The following is a 16131-nucleotide window of genomic DNA, read 5'->3' as shown; positions in this document are numbered from 1 at the left end:
AATTGAACCCGACCTAAATCGTGGTTTGATTCACAATATCAATAGAAAGGATAAAGAGTGTTCGAGAAATTGAACTCGAGCGGAAAGCTTGGAAATTAGATAAACCTCCTAAGAAATCAGGATTTCTTGTCGGTTTCCTAAATTTCAGTCGCTTTCTGTTCGCTCTTAGTATCTTGCATGAACAATACTGAATTTTACGACCGTTTGGGCGTTTCGAAAAATGCATCTCAAGATGAGATCAAGAAAGCCTATCGGAAATTATCTAAGAAATATCACCCAGATATCAACAAGGAGCCTGGCGCTGAGGAAAAGTACAAGGAAGTTCAAGAAGCTTATGAGACTTTAAGTGACGAACAAAAGCGGGCGGCTTATGACCAATACGGTGCTGCAGGAGCCAACGGTGGTTTTGGCGGTTTCGGTGGCGGAGCTGGTGGTTTCGGTGGTTTTGATGGCGCTGGCTTTGGTGGCTTTGAGGACATTTTCTCAAGCTTCTTTGGTGGAGGTGGAAGTCGCAATCCCAATGCTCCACGTCAGGGAGATGATCTTCAGTACCGCGTAAATCTCAAGTTTGAAGAAGCCATCTTTGGAACTGAGAAGGAAGTGAAGTACCATCGGGAAGCTAGCTGTCGGACATGTGATGGAACTGGTGCTAAGCCAGGAACAAGTCCAGTAACTTGTGGACGCTGTCATGGTTCGGGTGTCATCAATGTGGATACGCAAACCCCACTTGGGATGATGCGTCGCCAAGTCACCTGTGATGTCTGCCATGGTCGAGGAAAGGAAGTTAAGGATCCTTGTACTACCTGTCATGGGACTGGGCATGAGAAACAAGCCCACAGTGTTAGCGTGAAAATCCCTGCTGGGGTCGAAACAGGTCAACAAATCCGCCTCTCTGGACAAGGAGAAGCTGGCTTTAATGGGGGGCCGTACGGAGACCTTTATGTAGTCGTCAATGTTGAGCCAAGCGACAAATTCGAACGGGATGGATCAACCATCTACTATAAATTGAACTTGAACGTTGTTCAAGCTGCTCTTGGAGATACGGTTCATGTACCAACGGTTCACGGCGATGTCGACTTAGTCATCCCTGAAGGAACCCAGACTGGTAAGAAATTCCGCCTCCGTGGCAAAGGAGCACCAAGCTTGCGTGGTGGATCTGTGGGAGATCAATATGTAACTGTTAATGTGGTGACACCAACAGGTCTAAATGACAAGCAAAAAGAAGCCCTTCGTGCATTTGCGGAAGCTGGTGATATCAAGGTAAGTCCAAAGAAAAAAGGCTTCTTTGATAAGGTGAAAGATGCCTTGGATGATTTATAAAAATAAGAGAGTGGGACAGAAATCGGTAATTCGTTAGAATTCGATTTCGTCGTCCCACCTCCGCACAGTTGAGTAGGGCTATAAAAGCTGATGAAATCAGCGTAGTAGAGCTCACTCAACCACTGCGTCTTGCTCGACAATCCAAAGACAATTGAGAGGCTAGGACTTTTGTCCCAGCCTCTTTTTTTATCAAGAAAAACACCTCCGAAACTAGGAGTTTCAGAGGTGTGGCAAAAGAATCAAATTAAACAATACCTTGGGCAATCATCGCATTTGCAACATTTTCAAAGGCTGCGATATTGGCACCAGCAAGATAATCTTTACCAAGACCGTAGGTTTCAGCAGTTGTTTTAGCAGTGTTGAAGATGTTGGTCATGATATCTTTCAAACGACCATCCACTTCTTCTCGTGTCCATGAAAGACGGAGGCTGTTTTGGCTCATTTCAAGAGCAGATACAGCAACCCCACCAGCATTGGCGGCTTTGGCAGGTCCGTAAAGGATGCCATTTTCTTTGTAGACTTTGATGGCTTCAAGGTCGCTTGGCATATTAGCTCCTTCAGAAACAACTTTAACACCTTGAGCAACTAGGCGTTTAGCTGCTTCACCGTTAATCTCATTTTGAGTCGCACATGGAAGAGCGATGTCATAGTTGCCAGCATAAGTCCATACAGAACCTTCGTAGTAGGTAGCAGTTGACTTTTCTGCAGCGTATTCTGTCAAGCGAGCACGGCGTTTTTCTTTGACGTCTGTAAGAAGGTCAAAATCAATACCGTTTTCGTCGATGACATAGCCGTTTGAGTCAGAGACTGAGATGACAGTTGCACCAAGTTCAGTTGCTTTTTGAAGAGCGTATTGGGCTACGTTACCAGAACCTGAGATCACGACTTTCTTACCAGCAAAGCTGTCCCCGTTAGCCTTCAGCATTTCTTCAGTGTAGTAGACCAAACCGTAACCAGTTGCTTCTGGACGGATCAAGCTACCACCGAAACCAAGAGGTTTACCTGTCAAGACACCGGCATCGAATTGGTTAAGGCGTTTGTATTGGCCGTAAAGGTAACCGATCTCACGTCCACCAACCCCGATATCACCAGCTGGGACATCAAGAGATGGTCCGATGTATTTTTGCAATTCTGTCATGAAGCTTTGGCAGAAACGCATCACTTCAGCATCAGTTTTGCCTTTCGGATCGAAGTCAGATCCACCTTTACCTCCACCGATTGGAAGTCCAGTCAAGACGTTTTTAAAGATTTGTTCGAAGCCGAGGAATTTCAAGATCCCTTGATTTACAGTTGGGTGGAAACGAAGTCCGCCTTTGTATGGGCCTACAGCTGAGTTAAATTGGACACGGTAACCACGGTTCACTTGAACCTTTCCATCACGGTCAACCCAAGGAACACGGAAAGAAATCACTCGTTCTGGCTCAGTGATACGGGCCAAGATGTTTTCTTCAATGTATTCTGGATGTTTTTCAAATACAGGTTCCAAAGTGCTAAGGAACTCTTCAACAGCTTGAAGGAATTCTGCTTCATGGCCGTTGCGAGCTTTTACGGTTTCGAAAGTGCTTTGGATATATTCTTTTGCAGTTGTCATCTTGTTTCTCCTTTTTGATTGAAACGACTTCCAGCAAATTGGCTAAATTACTGGCATATGGAGGCACTGCTAGAAGCAATGTCATGTTTTATTACGTGGACAATTATAGCAGACTTTTTTTGACTTGTAAAGGAAAAAGTTGAATTTTCAGAAAATTTTCACAGCTAATAAAGACTGGTAAAAAGCTACCTACCTTGGACTTACTCCGGTTGAAATAATGATACGATTTTTAGCCTTTTTTTGAGCGAAAATCTACTCCTTTTCGAGTAATGTCTTGTTATTTCCGGACGATCCTTCCTCTTTTTTATTTTTTTAGCCATCCATCCTCTTTTTCATGCTATAATGACTGTAAGAATTTATTTCAAGGAGTAGAAGATGGTATCGACAAAAACAACTATTGCAGGTTTTGAGTTTGACAACTGCCTGATGAATGCCGCGGGTGTAGCCTGTATGACAATTGCAGAACTTGAAGAAGTAAAGAATTCTACTGCGGGAACATTTGTGACGAAAACTGCGACCTTGGAGTATCGTCAAGGGAACCCAGAGCCACGCTACCAAGATGTGCCGCTAGGATCTATTAACTCGATGGGCCTTCCCAACCAAGGCTTGGACTATTATTTGAATTACTTGTTAGAATTGCAAGAAAGCGATCCAGATCGGACCTTCTTTCTATCTCTTGTCGGCATGTCTCCCGAAGAGACCCATACCATCCTGAAAAAAGTGCAAGACAGTGACTTTAAAGGCTTGACGGAATTGAACCTTTCTTGTCCCAATGTTCCTGGTAAACCTCAGATTGCCTATGACTTTGAGACGACCGATCGAATCTTGTCAGAGGTATTTGGCTATTTCACCAAACCTCTTGGCATCAAGTTACCACCTTACTTTGATATTGTCCACTTCGATCAAGCAGCAGCGATTTTTAACAAATACCCGCTCAAGTTTGTCAACTGCGTCAACTCGATCGGAAATGGCCTCTATATCGAGGATGAATCCGTTGTGATCCGTCCGAAGAACGGTTTTGGTGGAATTGGTGGCGAATACATCAAACCGACTGCTCTGGCTAATGTTCATGCCTTTTACCAACGTTTGAATCCAGAGATTCAGATTGTGGGAACCGGTGGGGTCTTGACTGGTCGTGATGCCTTTGAGCATATCCTTTGTGGCGCTAGTATGGTGCAAGTTGGAACCACGCTTCATAAAGAAGGAGTTGGGGCTTTTGACCGCATTACAGCTGAGCTTAAAGCCATCATGGAAGAAAAAGGCTACCAAAGCCTAGAAGATTTCCGTGGGAAATTACACTACATTGACTAATCTTTCGAAAAGAACTTCCTCAAGTGGATGCTTGGGGGAGTTCTTTTCTGTTTCCTGGTCGAGTAAGAAAAAATTCTGTTCCTAGTTTTAGAGAATTTTCATTTTTATAGAGAGAAAAAGGTGTACAATGGAGGTGAAAAGGAAGGTGGTTTATATGGGAGAAAGGGATGTGATTCAAGAAGCAAGAACGATGATCAAAACTCTTCGAACAGCCTTTTCTAGGGACTTCATCCCCAGTCCAGATGCCCTTCGATTTGAGGAAAATCTAAATCATATTTTGGAAGTTTTATTGAGGGCAAGACAGGTAGACAATCGCCTATTGATCGAGTTGGAGAAGTTTTATCAGAATGCGAGTTTATTGATTGGTTTAAGTGGACTGCGTTTGAATAAAGAGTCCTTTCAAGCCTGGCGGTCTTATGATCACTGGCATTACGAAGCTGTGAAATCTCAGTTACAGGTATATGGACCAAGCATGATCTTGTAAGCAAATGAGTGTTTGCTTAAGAAATATTGAGGAGGTGTGTGATATGTCGCTCGTGCATGATTTTTTTCATCAGTTTTTAGTATCTATACGGAATCTTGGTTACTCGCTCTTTTTCTTATTTGAAAAATAAGCATCTCCGAATCCCTTTTACTAGTACAGTAGAAGGGATTTTTGATGCAGAATCCTTGAAAATCTGAGGCTATTGGATTATGATGGAGCTAATAGATGTCAAGCGTTCTTTGTAGGGAATGCGGGAAGCGAGGAAAAAAGATGGCAGAGATTTATCTAGCAGGTGGCTGTTTTTGGGGCTTAGAGGAGTATTTCTCACGGATCCCTGGTGTAGAAAAGACAACAGTGGGTTATGCCAATGGTCAGGTGGAAACGACCAATTACCAATTGATCAAGGAAACGGATCACGCAGAGACCGTTCAGGTCGTCTATGATCCAGACAAGATCACCCTCCGAGCGATTCTGCTCTACTATTTCCGTGTAATTGATCCCTTCTCCATTAACAAACAGGGAAATGATCGAGGGCGCCAGTACCGGACGGGTGTCTATTACCTAGACGAGGTAGATCGTGAGGTGATCGCCCAAGTGTTTGCGGAGCAAGAAGAACAACTGGGAACTAAGATCGTAGTTGAGTTGGAACCTTTACGCCACTATATCTTGGCTGAGGACTACCATCAAGACTACCTCAAGAAGAATCCTGGAGGCTATTGCCATATTGATGTGACAGATGCTGACCAACCCTTGATTGATCCGGCAGCCTATCCAAAGCCTAGTCAGGAGGAATTAAAGGCAGGATTGACAGAGGAGCAGTACCAAGTCACCCAAGAAAGTGCGACGGAGCGTCCTTTCCACAATGCCTATGACCAGACCTTTGAAGAGGGCATTTATGTGGATATTACGACCGGGGAACCTCTCTTCTTTGCCAAGGATAAGTTTGCGTCTGGCTGTGGATGGCCGAGCTTCTCTCGTCCTATTGCGAAAGATGTCGTTCACTATTACCAGGATCATAGTCACGGAATGGAGCGAATTGAAGTTCGTTCCCGCTCAGGCAATGCCCACCTCGGCCATGTCTTTACTGATGGGCCAAGAGACCAAGGAGGTCTTCGCTATTGTATCAATTCGGCCTCTCTACGCTTTATTCCTAAAGAGGAAATGGAGGCAGAGGGATACGGGGACCTACTCAGGCAAATGCACTAAAAGAATGATTGAGAAAGGGGGCCCTGAGCCCTCTTTTTTTAATTTCTTTAGTCCCTCCGTTTATCTATTCATGGAAGTTTAGGTCAGTCTGTTTTCTTTTGTCAAAATTGTGTTACAATGAAAAAAAGGCCTGCCAGATGACGGAGTGGCCTTTGATGAGAGCAAGAGAAATGGATAGGAAGAGAAGAAGATGAAAAATTGGAAGGATCTCCTAAAGAGATGGAGTGAGGTCGGGAAAGATATCCTCACGATGCTTAATGACTGGCTTGATATTGGATTGGAAAAGGTGACAGCTTTCCGCTTGACCAACGAACAGTTTGTCTATGGATTGCTGATTACAGTATTTGCGGCTGCAAATCTGGTCTTATGGGTTCAAAAATGGAATGGCTTTCCCATTACAGCACTAGAGATGCCGGAAGTTGTTGAAAAACAAGAAGAAATCCATCCGGATCAGTTACCGCATACCGCTCGGATCATGGCAAATGGGGATCAACTCTACCATGACTTGATTTATATGAGTGCAGCCAAGGAAGATGGAAGCTATGATTTTTCTGAGAATTATCACTATGCTCAGGAATGGTTGAAGCAAGGGGATCTGGTCTTGGGGGATTTTGAAGGTACTATCAATTCGGATTATGGCCTTTCGGGTTATCCAATTTTCAATGCCCCTGGGGAGGTGGTTGCTTCAATCAAGAATGCGGGCTATCAGGTGATGGACCTGGGACATAACCATATCCTCGATTCTGGTTTGGAAGGGCTGTTTTCGACTGCGAAAGCCTTTGAAGATGCGGGGATCCAAACGGTTGGTGTCTATCCGCATGAGACACGCGATCAAGCCCCTATCCTGATCAAGGAAGTAAATGGAATCAAGATTGCGATTTTGGCATATTCCTACGGCTTTAATGGGATGGAGTATAATCTGGAACAAGAGGATTATGACAACCGTCTATCGGATCTCAATGAGGAGCGGATGCGCCAAGAAATCCAAAAAGCTGAGATGGAAGCGGACATTACCCTTGTCATGCCTCAGATGGGAATTGAATATGAATTAGAGCCAACAGAGGAACAAAAGGAGCTATACCATAAGATGATTTCTTGGGGAGCTGATATTGTCTTGGGTGGCCATCCTCATGTCGTCCAACCAGCCGAGATTGTGGATAAGGATGGGCAACAGAAATTGATCATTTATTCGATGGGGAATTTCCTTTCGAATCAGCGAATGGAAACCATGGAAGGGATAGAAAATGCTCAATGGACCGAACGGGGTGTTCTGATGGATATCACAATTGAGAAAGTAGGGCGTAAGACCCGTATCAAAACAGCAACAGCTCATCCTACTTGGGTCAGCCGGACGCCGAAGGACAGTTATTCTCCTGAAGGCTATGAACTCTATCATTTCCAGACCTATATCTTGGAGGACTGGATTGAGGGAGGCAAGTATCGGGATCAATTGGATGACGAAACAAAGGCGCGTGTCGATACAGCCTACCAGGAAGTGAAAGAACGTGTGAATTTGAATTGGCAATAGGAAGGGGCGAATGAAGGAATGGACAAACTTGGATGGTTACCAATTGGATTTGTTGGACTGATCATCGTTATGACTCTAACAAATCAGCTATCAACGATTCTTCTGAGAAAAAAATTAGCCAAGGCTTGGGAGGGTAAACCTTTTTTCATAAAAAAAGATAGTGAAGAAAGTTTAGCGGAAACAATGCTCTTGGCTTCTGCGCTCCAACCGACAGATAGCCAAGTAGACGGTCAGACTTGGCATGATTTGGACCTCTATAGAGTCTTTGATCAGTTGAACTATACACAGTCTAGTATAGGGGCTGAGGCCTTGTATCAGAAGATGCGTTTGATTAAATTTCAACCAGAAGCATCCTTGCAGGAGTTAGAGGATTTTTTTGACCATCACCCTGATCTTCGTCTCAAGGTTCAAGTTGTCATGAACCAATTAGGAAAAAAGAACCACAATATGGCTAGAAGTATTGTGGCTAATCCAGGGAAACAGGATTCGAAGATCTATCTTTCTCTCTATATTTTCTTAGCCTGTTTGCCGGTCTTCTCGCTTTTCTTCCTTCCATTTTTTAAAATTCAAGCGATGATGGTCTTGGTGGCGAGTGCGACCTTCAATATCATTTTTTCGAGCATTCGGAATTGGTCGAATAAAATGCGCTTGGATCGAGTTAGTTACTTGGTTCGTATCTTTGCCTCAACGGAAAAGCTTAGCCATTTAGCGATTCCAAAACAAGAAGCCCTCAAACAGGCTGTCCAACCATTTAAGAAGACGAAAGTTATTTCCGGAATCTTACAAAGTCCAACAGGAAGCTCAGATATGGAAATTATTCTGATTTACCTTAATTTTCTTTTCTTAATTCCGCAGATTGCTCAAGTTTATATCTATCAGCAAGTGAGGATTCATCAGAAAGAAGCTCAGGAAGTGATCAATCTTTTGGGAGAATTAGAAGTAGCCATCAGCCTTCTACGCCATAAGCGTGATGTTGATTTGGTCTGTCATCCCAGCTTTAAACAAGAAGTCGGGATTAAAGGTAAGGGAGTCTACCATCCTTTACTAACGGATCCGGTTGCTAACGACGTTCGTTTTGAAAAAAATATGGTGATTAGTGGGGATAATGCCTCAGGGAAATCTACTTATCTGAAAATGGTAGCTATTAACTGTATTCTAGCTCAGGGCTTGGGCTTCGCCTATGGTGAAAGTTTGGAGCTTTCTTATGGACATGTCATGACCTCTATGGATGTCAGTGATGATATCGAGGTTGGAGATAGTTATTTTATTACAGAGAGCAAAACGATTCTCCGAATGATTGAGAGTCTGGAAAAGTCTGGTTTTCATTATTTCTTTATTGATGAACTCTTTAAGGGAACCAATACCATTGAGCGAATTGGATCTGGCTTGGGGATTGTCCGCTGGCTATCTAGACACGATTGCTTGTATATGATTTCGAGTCATGATATTGAGTTAGTCGCGGCGTCTGGTGCAGTCAATGATAATTATCATTTTGATAGTCGTTATGTTGACGGGGAAATTGTCTTTGATTATCAGATAAAGCAGGGGGCGGCAGTAACGAAGAATGCGGTCAATACATTAAAAAGCCTCCATTTTCCTTCAGAAATCACCCAAACTTCTCAAGAATTAATAAGGCAATATGAAGAAACAGGAAAATGGTCTTTAAATACAATGATTGAGAGCTAAAGATGTAAGTTGCTTCGTTTTATCTGATATTTCTACTGTTAAAAAACTAAAAGCCCCTGGAACATAAGTTTCAATTGTGTTCAGGGGGCTTTTATTATTTGATCCATTGATTAAAGACAAGCTTTTCGGTATTGACTTGGAGTGATCTGATAGTATTTCTTGAATTGGCGATTAAAGTTTGAGAGGTTGTTGAAGCCAGATTGGCTAGCGATATCAATAATTGCCAGATCAGAATGCTGGAGGAAATGGGCGGCTTTTTTTAGCCGATATTGGATGATGTACTCCATACAAGAGATCCCTAATTGTTTCTTAAAGAAATTCATAAAGTGGGTCGGGCTAAAATGACACAATTCTGCTAATTGCTCAATCATGAGCTCCTCTTGGTAATGGTTCGAAATATGGTCGAGGACCAAACGAATTTTTTCTTCTCTTCGATAAGCATCCGTTGAAAACTTCTTCTCGACAATATAGTTGTGAGAAAAGAGGAGATAGAGGAGTTCATTGAGCTGGGATTTGAGTCGAAGTTCATAGAAAGGACCTTGTTCTCTTCCGTTTGCCATACAGTTTAAAAGGCTCTGTTTGATTTCTTCGTAACCGGGTGATTGGGCTTGAATGCGTCGAACAAATTCAAAATCACCATTGTAGAGGGGTTGTAAATATTTTAGAGTGGCAATGTTTTTATGCGTGATTCCGATCAGGTCCAGATTAAAATGGAGGACATCCATGGTATGGGAAGAACTCTGGATGGGATGAATGGAGTGAAGGGCATTCGGGCGGATCAAAATAATATCGCCTGGTTGACTATGAAAATATTCATAGTCGATATGGAATTGAGCAGTCCCTTCGTTGACATAAATAATCTCAATATCAGTGTGCCAATGAAATAAAATATCCGGTTGGCCATTTTGGGTGCGAATCTGTTTGATTGAAAAAGGGAAATCGCTATTGGTAAAGGATGTTTGGCGGTATAAGGTCTTTGTGTTCATGCCTACCTCTTAGATCTTTTTCGGGAGTAGCAGACGCTTTGGCTAGGTGTGAGAGAGGATCTGCTAGTTACTTCATACAGGGAAAATCTATTATCTATATTATAATAAAATTGGACCGAAAATTAAAGAGGATTCGGTGGAATTTCTAAAATTTTAAGGATGGGGAGAAGGGAGCGTTTGTGGCAAAGAAGGCCCAAAATGACTAGGAAATGGTGTATAATAGGGACAAGATAGAAAGAGGTGGCTGGTATGATACAAATGATTGCGACAGACATGGACGGTACTCTGATGGATGCGCAAGGAGAGGTTGACCGTGAGCGTCTGAGCCGCATCTTGGATCAGCTAGACCAAAGAGGGATTCCCTTTGTTATTGCGACGGGGAATGGCTATAGCCGTATGGCTCATGTCTTGGGAGAGCTGAAAGATCGCGTCACCTTGGTTCTAGCCAATGGTGCACGGATATTAGAGAAGGGAAAGCTCATCCGAGAGTGTAGCTGGCCTGAAGAGCTGGTGCAGGAGGTCTTGCGTTATCTAGAAGGTCGAGAAGAAGAACTTCATCTGGTCGTCAGTAGCCTATCTGGAGCCTATGCCAAGAAAGGAACAGAGTTTCCTCTTTTAGAGCAATTGATGACGCCTGAGTTAGCTGCAGCTTTTTACAGACGGATGCGCTTTGTGGATGATCTGGTCCAAGAGCATGGTGAGCAGGTTCTGAAGATAAGTGTCGTCACTGACACTGAAAAAGTCGAAGCCTTTGTGCAAGAGTTGCGCGAAGAGTTTGGGGAGCGCCTGCTTCCAGCAGCTAGTGGTTATGGAACCATCGATATTCTGCAACCGGAGGTCAATAAGGCTACAGCCATTCAATTCTTGGAAGAACACTGGGGCGTTGATGGTGGGCATTTAATAGCATTTGGCGATAGCCAAAACGATGTGGAAATGCTGGAGTTAGCGACCTATTCCTATGCGATGGAAAATGCGGACGTCCATGCTCGACAAGCTGCCCGCTACACAGCGCCATCTCACCAAGAAGGTGGGGTTTATGAAATGATTGAAGCCTATTTGGATGGAAGACTAAGTTTCGACTAGGCGAATATTCTACCACACATAGTTTCTACCATACGAATCGAAAGGAGTCTTTATGGCTGTACAATTATTGGAGACCTGGCTCTTGAAAGAACAGGCAAAAATACAACAGAACTACCGAGAGCTGAATCAAAAACCTTTGAAGGAACCCGATATCCTTTTTATAGGAGACTCTATCATCGAATACTATCCTCTTCAGGAGTTACTTTTGACGAATCAGTATATGGTGAATCGGGGAATCAGAGGCTACAAGACAGACCTCTTAAGAGAGAATCTAGATGCCCATATTTTTGGTCAAGCAGTGGATAAGATTTTCCTACTAATCGGAACCAATGACATTGGCAAGGAAATGCCCCTGTCAGAAACCATCGATAACATGTCCATCATCCTACAGGAGATGGTACGACTCTTGCCCTTGGCGCAAATCAAACTTGTTTCGGTTCTCCCTGTGAATGAGGGAGAAACCTACAAGGGGACAGTCTATATCCGGACCAATCAAAAGATTCAGACCCTGAATCAGGCTTATCATGAGCTGGCTCAAGGAATGATGAATGTCGAATTTATCAATGTTTTTGAGAGCTTGCTCGGTGAAGATGGTCAGCTCAAACCAGCTTATACAACAGATGGTCTTCATTTAACAATTGAAGGATACAGGGTCTTAAGTAAGGCTCTTCAAAAGGAAATTTAACCAATCCTAGCAGGGAAAAACTATTTTCCGCTAGGATTTTTTGATACCTTCTGTGAAACAGTTTGGGAACATGCTCTATTTTGTACTAATTTTATACGATCTAAAAACCTTGCTGTCATGCGGTTTATCCCTTCTGTTATAAAATAGTTAGCGGAAACAGAACAGTTTTCTCTATTGTGTTATGTAATAGTTCCAGGTGTTCAGTGAGCATATTCTTATACAAGGACAATAAAACGTGATAAATTGATATAGTAAAGTTGTTTGAAACGTTTTCACTCTTTGTCGAATTCAGTTCAAAGACTGACAATTATTTTTATTGAAGGAGAGTTATCATTATGACTCAAGGGAAAATTACTGCATCTGCAGCAATGCTCAACGTATTGAAAACATGGGGCGTAGACACTATCTACGGTATCCCATCAGGAACACTTAGCTCACTTATGGACGCTTTGGCTGAAGACAAAGATATCCGTTTCTTGCAAGTTCGCCACGAAGAAACAGGTGCTCTTGCAGCGGTTATGCAAGCTAAATTTGGCGGATCTATCGGTGTTGCAGTTGGTTCAGGTGGACCTGGTGCCACTCACTTGATCAACGGTGTTTACGATGCAGCGATGGATAACACTCCATTCCTTGCGATCCTTGGATCACGTCCAAACAACGAGCTCAACATGGATGCCTTCCAAGAATTGAACCAAAACCCAATGTACAACGGTATCGCTGTTTACAACAAACGTGTCGCTTACGCAGAGCAATTGCCAAAAGTCATTGACGAAGCTTGCCGTGCTGCCGTTTCTAAAAAAGGTCCAGCTGTCGTTGAAATTCCAGTAAACTTTGGTTTCCAAGAAATCGACGAAAACTCATACTACGGTTCAGGTTCTTACGAGCGTTCATTCATCGCTCCTGCTTTGAACGAAGTTGAAATCGACAAAGCTGTTGAAATCTTGAACAACGCTGAACGTCCAGTTATCTATGCTGGTTACGGTGGTGTTAAAGCTGGTGAAGTGATTACTGAATTGTCACGTAAAATCAAAGCACCAATCATCACAACTGGTAAAAACTTTGAAGCTTTCGAATGGAACTATGAAGGTTTGACAGGTTCTGCTTACCGTGTTGGTTGGAAACCAGCCAACGAAGTGGTCTTTGAAGCAGACACAGTTCTTTTCCTTGGTTCAAACTTCCCATTTGCTGAAGTTTACGAAGCATTCAAGAACACTGAAAAATTCATCCAAGTTGATATTGACCCTTACAAACTTGGTAAACGTCACGCCCTTGACGCTTCAATCCTTGGTGATGCAGGTCAAGCAGCTAAAGCGATCCTTGATAAAGTAAACCCAGTTGAGTCTACTCCATGGTGGCGTGCAAACGTGAAGAACAACCAAAACTGGCGCGATTACATGAACAAACTCGAAGGTAAAACTGAGGGTGCGCTTCAATTGTACCAAGTCTACAATGCCATCAACAAATACGCTGATGAAGATGCAATCTACTCAATCGACGTCGGTAACTCAACTCAAACATCTACTCGTCACCTTCACATGACACCTAAGAATATGTGGCGTACATCTCCACTCTTTGCAACAATGGGTATCGCTATCCCTGGTGGTATCGCTGCTAAGAAAGACAATCCAGACCGCCAAGTATGGAATATCATGGGTGACGGAGCCTTCAACATGGTTTACCCAGACGTGATCACGAACGTTCAATACAACCTTCCAGTTATCAACGTTGTCTTCACAAACGATGAGTATGCCTTCATCAAGAACAAATACGAAGATACAAACAAACACTTGTTTGGTGTAGACTTTACAAATGCTGACTACGCGAAAATTGCTGAAGCACAAGGTGCAGTTGGATTTACCGTTAACCGTATTGAAGATATCGATGCTGTGGTTGCTGAAGCTGTTAAACTCAACAAAGAAGGTAAAACTGTTGTCATTGATGCCCGCATCACACAACACCGTCCACTTCCAGTAGAGGTACTTGAGTTGGATCCAAAACTTCACTCAGAAGAAGCGATCAAAGCCTTCAAGGAAAAATACGAAGCAGAAGAACTCGTACCATTCCGCCTCTTCTTGGAAGAAGAAGGGTTGCAATCACGCGCAATCAAATAATTCCTCTCGTCGAATTTATTCTTTGATTTTCACAGAGTGGAACTTAAAAAGATCGGAGTCATCCGGTCTTTTTATGGAGAATAGTAAATGAATTTAAATCAATTAGATATTATCGTTTCAAATGTTCCCAAAGTCTGTGTTGACTTGGAGCGTATTTTGGATAAAAAGGCTGATTATGTTGACGACGGTTTTGTTCAGTTTACAATTGGCAGTCATTGTCTCATGTTATCACAAAATCACCTGATTCCTTTGGAAGATTTTCAGTCAGGAATCATTCTACACATTGAAGTTGAAGATTTGGAACAGAATCAAAAGCGTTTGAAAGAATTAGGGATTGAGATTTTACATGGTCCAGTTGTGACCGGTTGGGGAACAGAATCCCTGTTAGTTGAAGGCCCTGCTGGTCTAGTTATTGATTTTTATCGTATGAAATAGGATGCTTAGTCATTTGAAGTTAACCATAATTATTCTTAAAACAGAATATGAGAATATGAACTATTGAAAGATCGGAGTCATCCGGTCTTTTTATGTTGCGCTTGAATAGAAACAATCTTAGAATAGTATCAGTTTTTCCTAGGATGCTGTAAGACTTTCGGATTAGACAGGGATATAATAGATTTAAGGATGAAAGCGAGGTAGGAATATGACTGACAAACTACAATTTCCAGATGGTTTCCTTTGGGGTGGGGCGACGGCTGCCAACCAATGTGAAGGAGCTTATAATGAAGATGGCCGCGGCTTGGCCAATGTGGATGTGGTACCGATTGGGCCTGATCGTCACGCGATTATTACGGGTCAGAAAAAGATGTTCGACTTTGAAGAGGGCTATTTTTACCCGGCTAAAGATGGTATTGATATGTACCATCGCTACAAGGAAGACATTGCCCTCTTTGGGGAAATGGGCTTTAAAACTTATCGACTTTCTATTGCTTGGTCACGGATCTTCCCACAAGGGGATGAACTGGAGCCAAACGAAGCGGGACTACAGTTCTATGAAGACCTCTTTAAGGAATGTCACAAGTATGGCATTGAGCCCTTGGTGACCATTACCCACTTTGACTGTCCCATGCATTTGATTACCGAGTACGGTGGTTGGCGCAACCGCAAGATGTTGGGCTTTTATGAACGTCTCTGTCGGACCCTCTTTACTCGTTACAAGGGCTTGGTCAACTACTGGCTGACCTTTAATGAAATCAATATGATCCTCCATGCGCCATTTATGGGAGCGGGTCTCTGCTTCGAGGAAGGGGAGAATGAGGAGCAGGTCAAATACCAGGCAGCCCACCATGAGTTGGTCGCTTCAGCCATTGCCACTAAGCTTGCCCATGAGATTGATCCGAACAACAAGGTCGGCTGTATGCTGGCAGCAGGGCAAAATTACCCGCATACTTGTGCTCCGCGTGATGTTTGGGCGGGTCTAGAAGAAGACCGCAAGAACTACTTCTTCATCAATGTGCAGGCGCGTGGGGAATACCCTAACTATGCTAAGAAAGAGTGGGAACGTCAGGGAATCACGGTTGAGATGACCGAGCAGGACCTTCAATTATTAAAAGACTATACAGTGGACTTTATTTCCTTCTCCTACTATGCCAGTCGGGTCGCTTCAGGCGATCCAGCTGAAAGGGAGAAAACAGCGGGCAATATCTTTGCCTCTCTGAAGAACCCCTACCTAGAAAGTTCAGAATGGGGTTGGCAGATTGACCCTCTGGGTCTCCGCATTACCCTCAATACCATCTGGGATCGTTATCAAAAGCCTATGTTTATCGTGGAAAATGGATTAGGGGCAGTTGATACACCTAATGAAGCGGGGGAAATCGAGGATGATTATCGGATTGCCTACCTGGCTGCCCACATCAAGGCTATGCGAGATGCCATCCATGAAGACGGCGTCGTCCTCTGGGGCTATACGACTTGGGGTTGTATTGACCTGGTCTCTGCTGGGACAGGAGAAATGAAGAAGCGCTACGGCTTTATCTATGTTGACCGGGACAACGAAGGCAAGGGAACCTTAGCCCGTTCGCGTAAGAAATCCTTCTATTGGTACAAAGAGGTCATTGCGACCAATGGGGCTTCTGTTGAGTAAAAGTCTCCTCTAGAGCTAAACCATCTTCTGGATGACTCTCTGACAGCAAACTAAAAA

13 protein-coding genes are annotated in these 16131 nt (G+C 43.3%); 11 read left to right on the top strand and 2 right to left on the bottom strand.

Annotated elements, in window-relative coordinates; genetic code table 11:
• The first annotated feature begins 177 nt into the window (after positions 1 to 177).
• The gene (dnaJ, locus tag DW930_RS05735; protein ID WP_023027240.1) at positions 178 to 1320 is read left to right on the top strand and encodes a molecular chaperone DnaJ; all 1143 of its coding nucleotides are present in this window, start codon (positions 178 to 180) and stop codon (positions 1318 to 1320) included.
• 244 nt (positions 1321 to 1564) lie between these two features.
• Here dnaJ and gdhA read toward each other — a convergent pair whose 3' ends face one another.
• Positions 1565 to 2911, bottom strand: a complete 1347-nt coding sequence (gdhA, locus tag DW930_RS05725; RefSeq protein ID WP_023027239.1) for an NADP-specific glutamate dehydrogenase — start codon at positions 2909 to 2911, stop codon at positions 1565 to 1567.
• Between the two features lie 375 nt (positions 2912 to 3286).
• Here gdhA and DW930_RS05720 point away from each other — a divergent pair, with 375 nt between their 5' ends.
• The 5 genes from DW930_RS05720 to DW930_RS05700 all read left to right on the top strand — a co-directional run bounded on the left by DW930_RS05720 (position 3287) and on the right by DW930_RS05700 (position 9126).
• On the top strand, positions 3287 to 4222 hold the full coding sequence (locus DW930_RS05720) for a dihydroorotate oxidase (RefSeq protein ID WP_023027237.1): 936 nt from the start codon (positions 3287 to 3289) through the stop codon (positions 4220 to 4222).
• 154 nt (positions 4223 to 4376) lie between these two features.
• Positions 4377 to 4706, top strand: a complete 330-nt coding sequence (locus DW930_RS05715; protein WP_023027236.1) for a hypothetical protein — start codon at positions 4377 to 4379, stop codon at positions 4704 to 4706.
• A 270-nt stretch (positions 4707 to 4976) separates the two neighbouring features.
• On the top strand, positions 4977 to 5912 hold the full coding sequence (gene msrB, locus DW930_RS05710; protein ID WP_123159547.1) for a peptide-methionine (R)-S-oxide reductase MsrB: 936 nt from the start codon (positions 4977 to 4979) through the stop codon (positions 5910 to 5912).
• Between the two features lie 250 nt (positions 5913 to 6162).
• Entirely contained in the window at positions 6163 to 7440 is a 1278-nt protein-coding gene (locus tag DW930_RS05705; protein ID WP_243635764.1) for a CapA family protein, read from the top strand.
• An 18-nt stretch (positions 7441 to 7458) separates the two neighbouring features.
• A complete protein-coding gene (locus tag DW930_RS05700) occupies positions 7459 to 9126 on the top strand; it encodes a hypothetical protein (RefSeq protein ID WP_123159545.1) in 1668 nt (555 codons plus the stop codon).
• A 110-nt stretch (positions 9127 to 9236) separates the two neighbouring features.
• Here the strand turns inward: DW930_RS05700 and DW930_RS05695 are convergent, their stop codons facing one another.
• Complete coding sequence (locus DW930_RS05695; protein WP_123159544.1) at positions 9237 to 10112, bottom strand: helix-turn-helix domain-containing protein; 876 nt, start codon at positions 10110 to 10112, stop codon at positions 9237 to 9239.
• A gap of 249 nt (positions 10113 to 10361) precedes the next feature.
• Between DW930_RS05695 and DW930_RS05690 the strand changes: the two genes are divergently transcribed.
• The 5 genes from DW930_RS05690 (at position 10362) to DW930_RS05670 (ending at position 16074) form a co-directional block, all read left to right on the top strand.
• Positions 10362 to 11195 carry an HAD family hydrolase gene (locus DW930_RS05690; protein ID WP_123159543.1) on the top strand — a complete coding sequence of 278 codons (834 nt, stop codon included), beginning with the start codon at positions 10362 to 10364 and terminating at the stop codon, positions 11193 to 11195.
• Between the two features lie 52 nt (positions 11196 to 11247).
• A complete protein-coding gene (locus DW930_RS05685; protein ID WP_123159542.1) occupies positions 11248 to 11880 on the top strand; it encodes an SGNH/GDSL hydrolase family protein in 633 nt (210 codons plus the stop codon).
• A 335-nt stretch (positions 11881 to 12215) separates the two neighbouring features.
• The gene (spxB, locus tag DW930_RS05680) at positions 12216 to 13991 is read left to right on the top strand and encodes a pyruvate oxidase (RefSeq protein WP_123159541.1); all 1776 of its coding nucleotides are present in this window, start codon (positions 12216 to 12218) and stop codon (positions 13989 to 13991) included.
• A gap of 87 nt (positions 13992 to 14078) precedes the next feature.
• On the top strand, positions 14079 to 14426 hold the full coding sequence (locus DW930_RS05675; RefSeq protein WP_120701644.1) for a VOC family protein: 348 nt from the start codon (positions 14079 to 14081) through the stop codon (positions 14424 to 14426).
• 208 nt (positions 14427 to 14634) lie between these two features.
• Positions 14635 to 16074, top strand: coding sequence for a 6-phospho-beta-glucosidase (locus DW930_RS05670; RefSeq protein ID WP_120701645.1), 1440 nt, complete (start codon positions 14635 to 14637; stop codon positions 16072 to 16074).
• Positions 16075 to 16131: the final 57 nt, after the last annotated feature.

It is taken from the genome of Streptococcus sp. AM43-2AT, from assembly GCF_003603405.1.
Lineage (GTDB): Bacteria > Bacillota > Bacilli > Lactobacillales > Streptococcaceae > Streptococcus > Streptococcus ilei.
This window is presented reverse-complemented; position numbering and strand designations above follow the sequence as displayed.

What these genes read in the sequence shown, in the direction of transcription:
- DW930_RS05715 (WP_023027236.1), top strand. Translation starts at nt 4,377, where the DNA reads ATGGGAGAAAGGGATGTGATTCAAGAAGCAAGAACGATGATCAAAACT.
- DW930_RS05670 (WP_120701645.1), top strand. Translation starts at nt 14,635, where the DNA reads ATGACTGACAAACTACAATTTCCAGATGGTTTCCTTTGGGGTGGGGCG.
- DW930_RS05695 (WP_123159544.1), bottom strand. Translation starts at nt 10,112, where the DNA reads ATGAACACAAAGACCTTATACCGCCAAACATCCTTTACCAATAGCGAT.
- dnaJ (WP_023027240.1), top strand. Translation starts at nt 178, where the DNA reads ATGAACAATACTGAATTTTACGACCGTTTGGGCGTTTCGAAAAATGCA.
- DW930_RS05675 (WP_120701644.1), top strand. Translation starts at nt 14,079, where the DNA reads ATGAATTTAAATCAATTAGATATTATCGTTTCAAATGTTCCCAAAGTC.
- DW930_RS05700 (WP_123159545.1), top strand. Translation starts at nt 7,459, where the DNA reads ATGGACAAACTTGGATGGTTACCAATTGGATTTGTTGGACTGATCATC.
- DW930_RS05720 (WP_023027237.1), top strand. Translation starts at nt 3,287, where the DNA reads ATGGTATCGACAAAAACAACTATTGCAGGTTTTGAGTTTGACAACTGC.
- gdhA (WP_023027239.1), bottom strand. Translation starts at nt 2,911, where the DNA reads ATGACAACTGCAAAAGAATATATCCAAAGCACTTTCGAAACCGTAAAA.
- DW930_RS05705 (WP_243635764.1), top strand. Translation starts at nt 6,163, where the DNA reads ATGCTTAATGACTGGCTTGATATTGGATTGGAAAAGGTGACAGCTTTC.
- DW930_RS05690 (WP_123159543.1), top strand. Translation starts at nt 10,362, where the DNA reads ATGATACAAATGATTGCGACAGACATGGACGGTACTCTGATGGATGCG.
- msrB (WP_123159547.1), top strand. Translation starts at nt 4,977, where the DNA reads ATGGCAGAGATTTATCTAGCAGGTGGCTGTTTTTGGGGCTTAGAGGAG.
- DW930_RS05685 (WP_123159542.1), top strand. Translation starts at nt 11,248, where the DNA reads ATGGCTGTACAATTATTGGAGACCTGGCTCTTGAAAGAACAGGCAAAA.
- spxB (WP_123159541.1), top strand. Translation starts at nt 12,216, where the DNA reads ATGACTCAAGGGAAAATTACTGCATCTGCAGCAATGCTCAACGTATTG.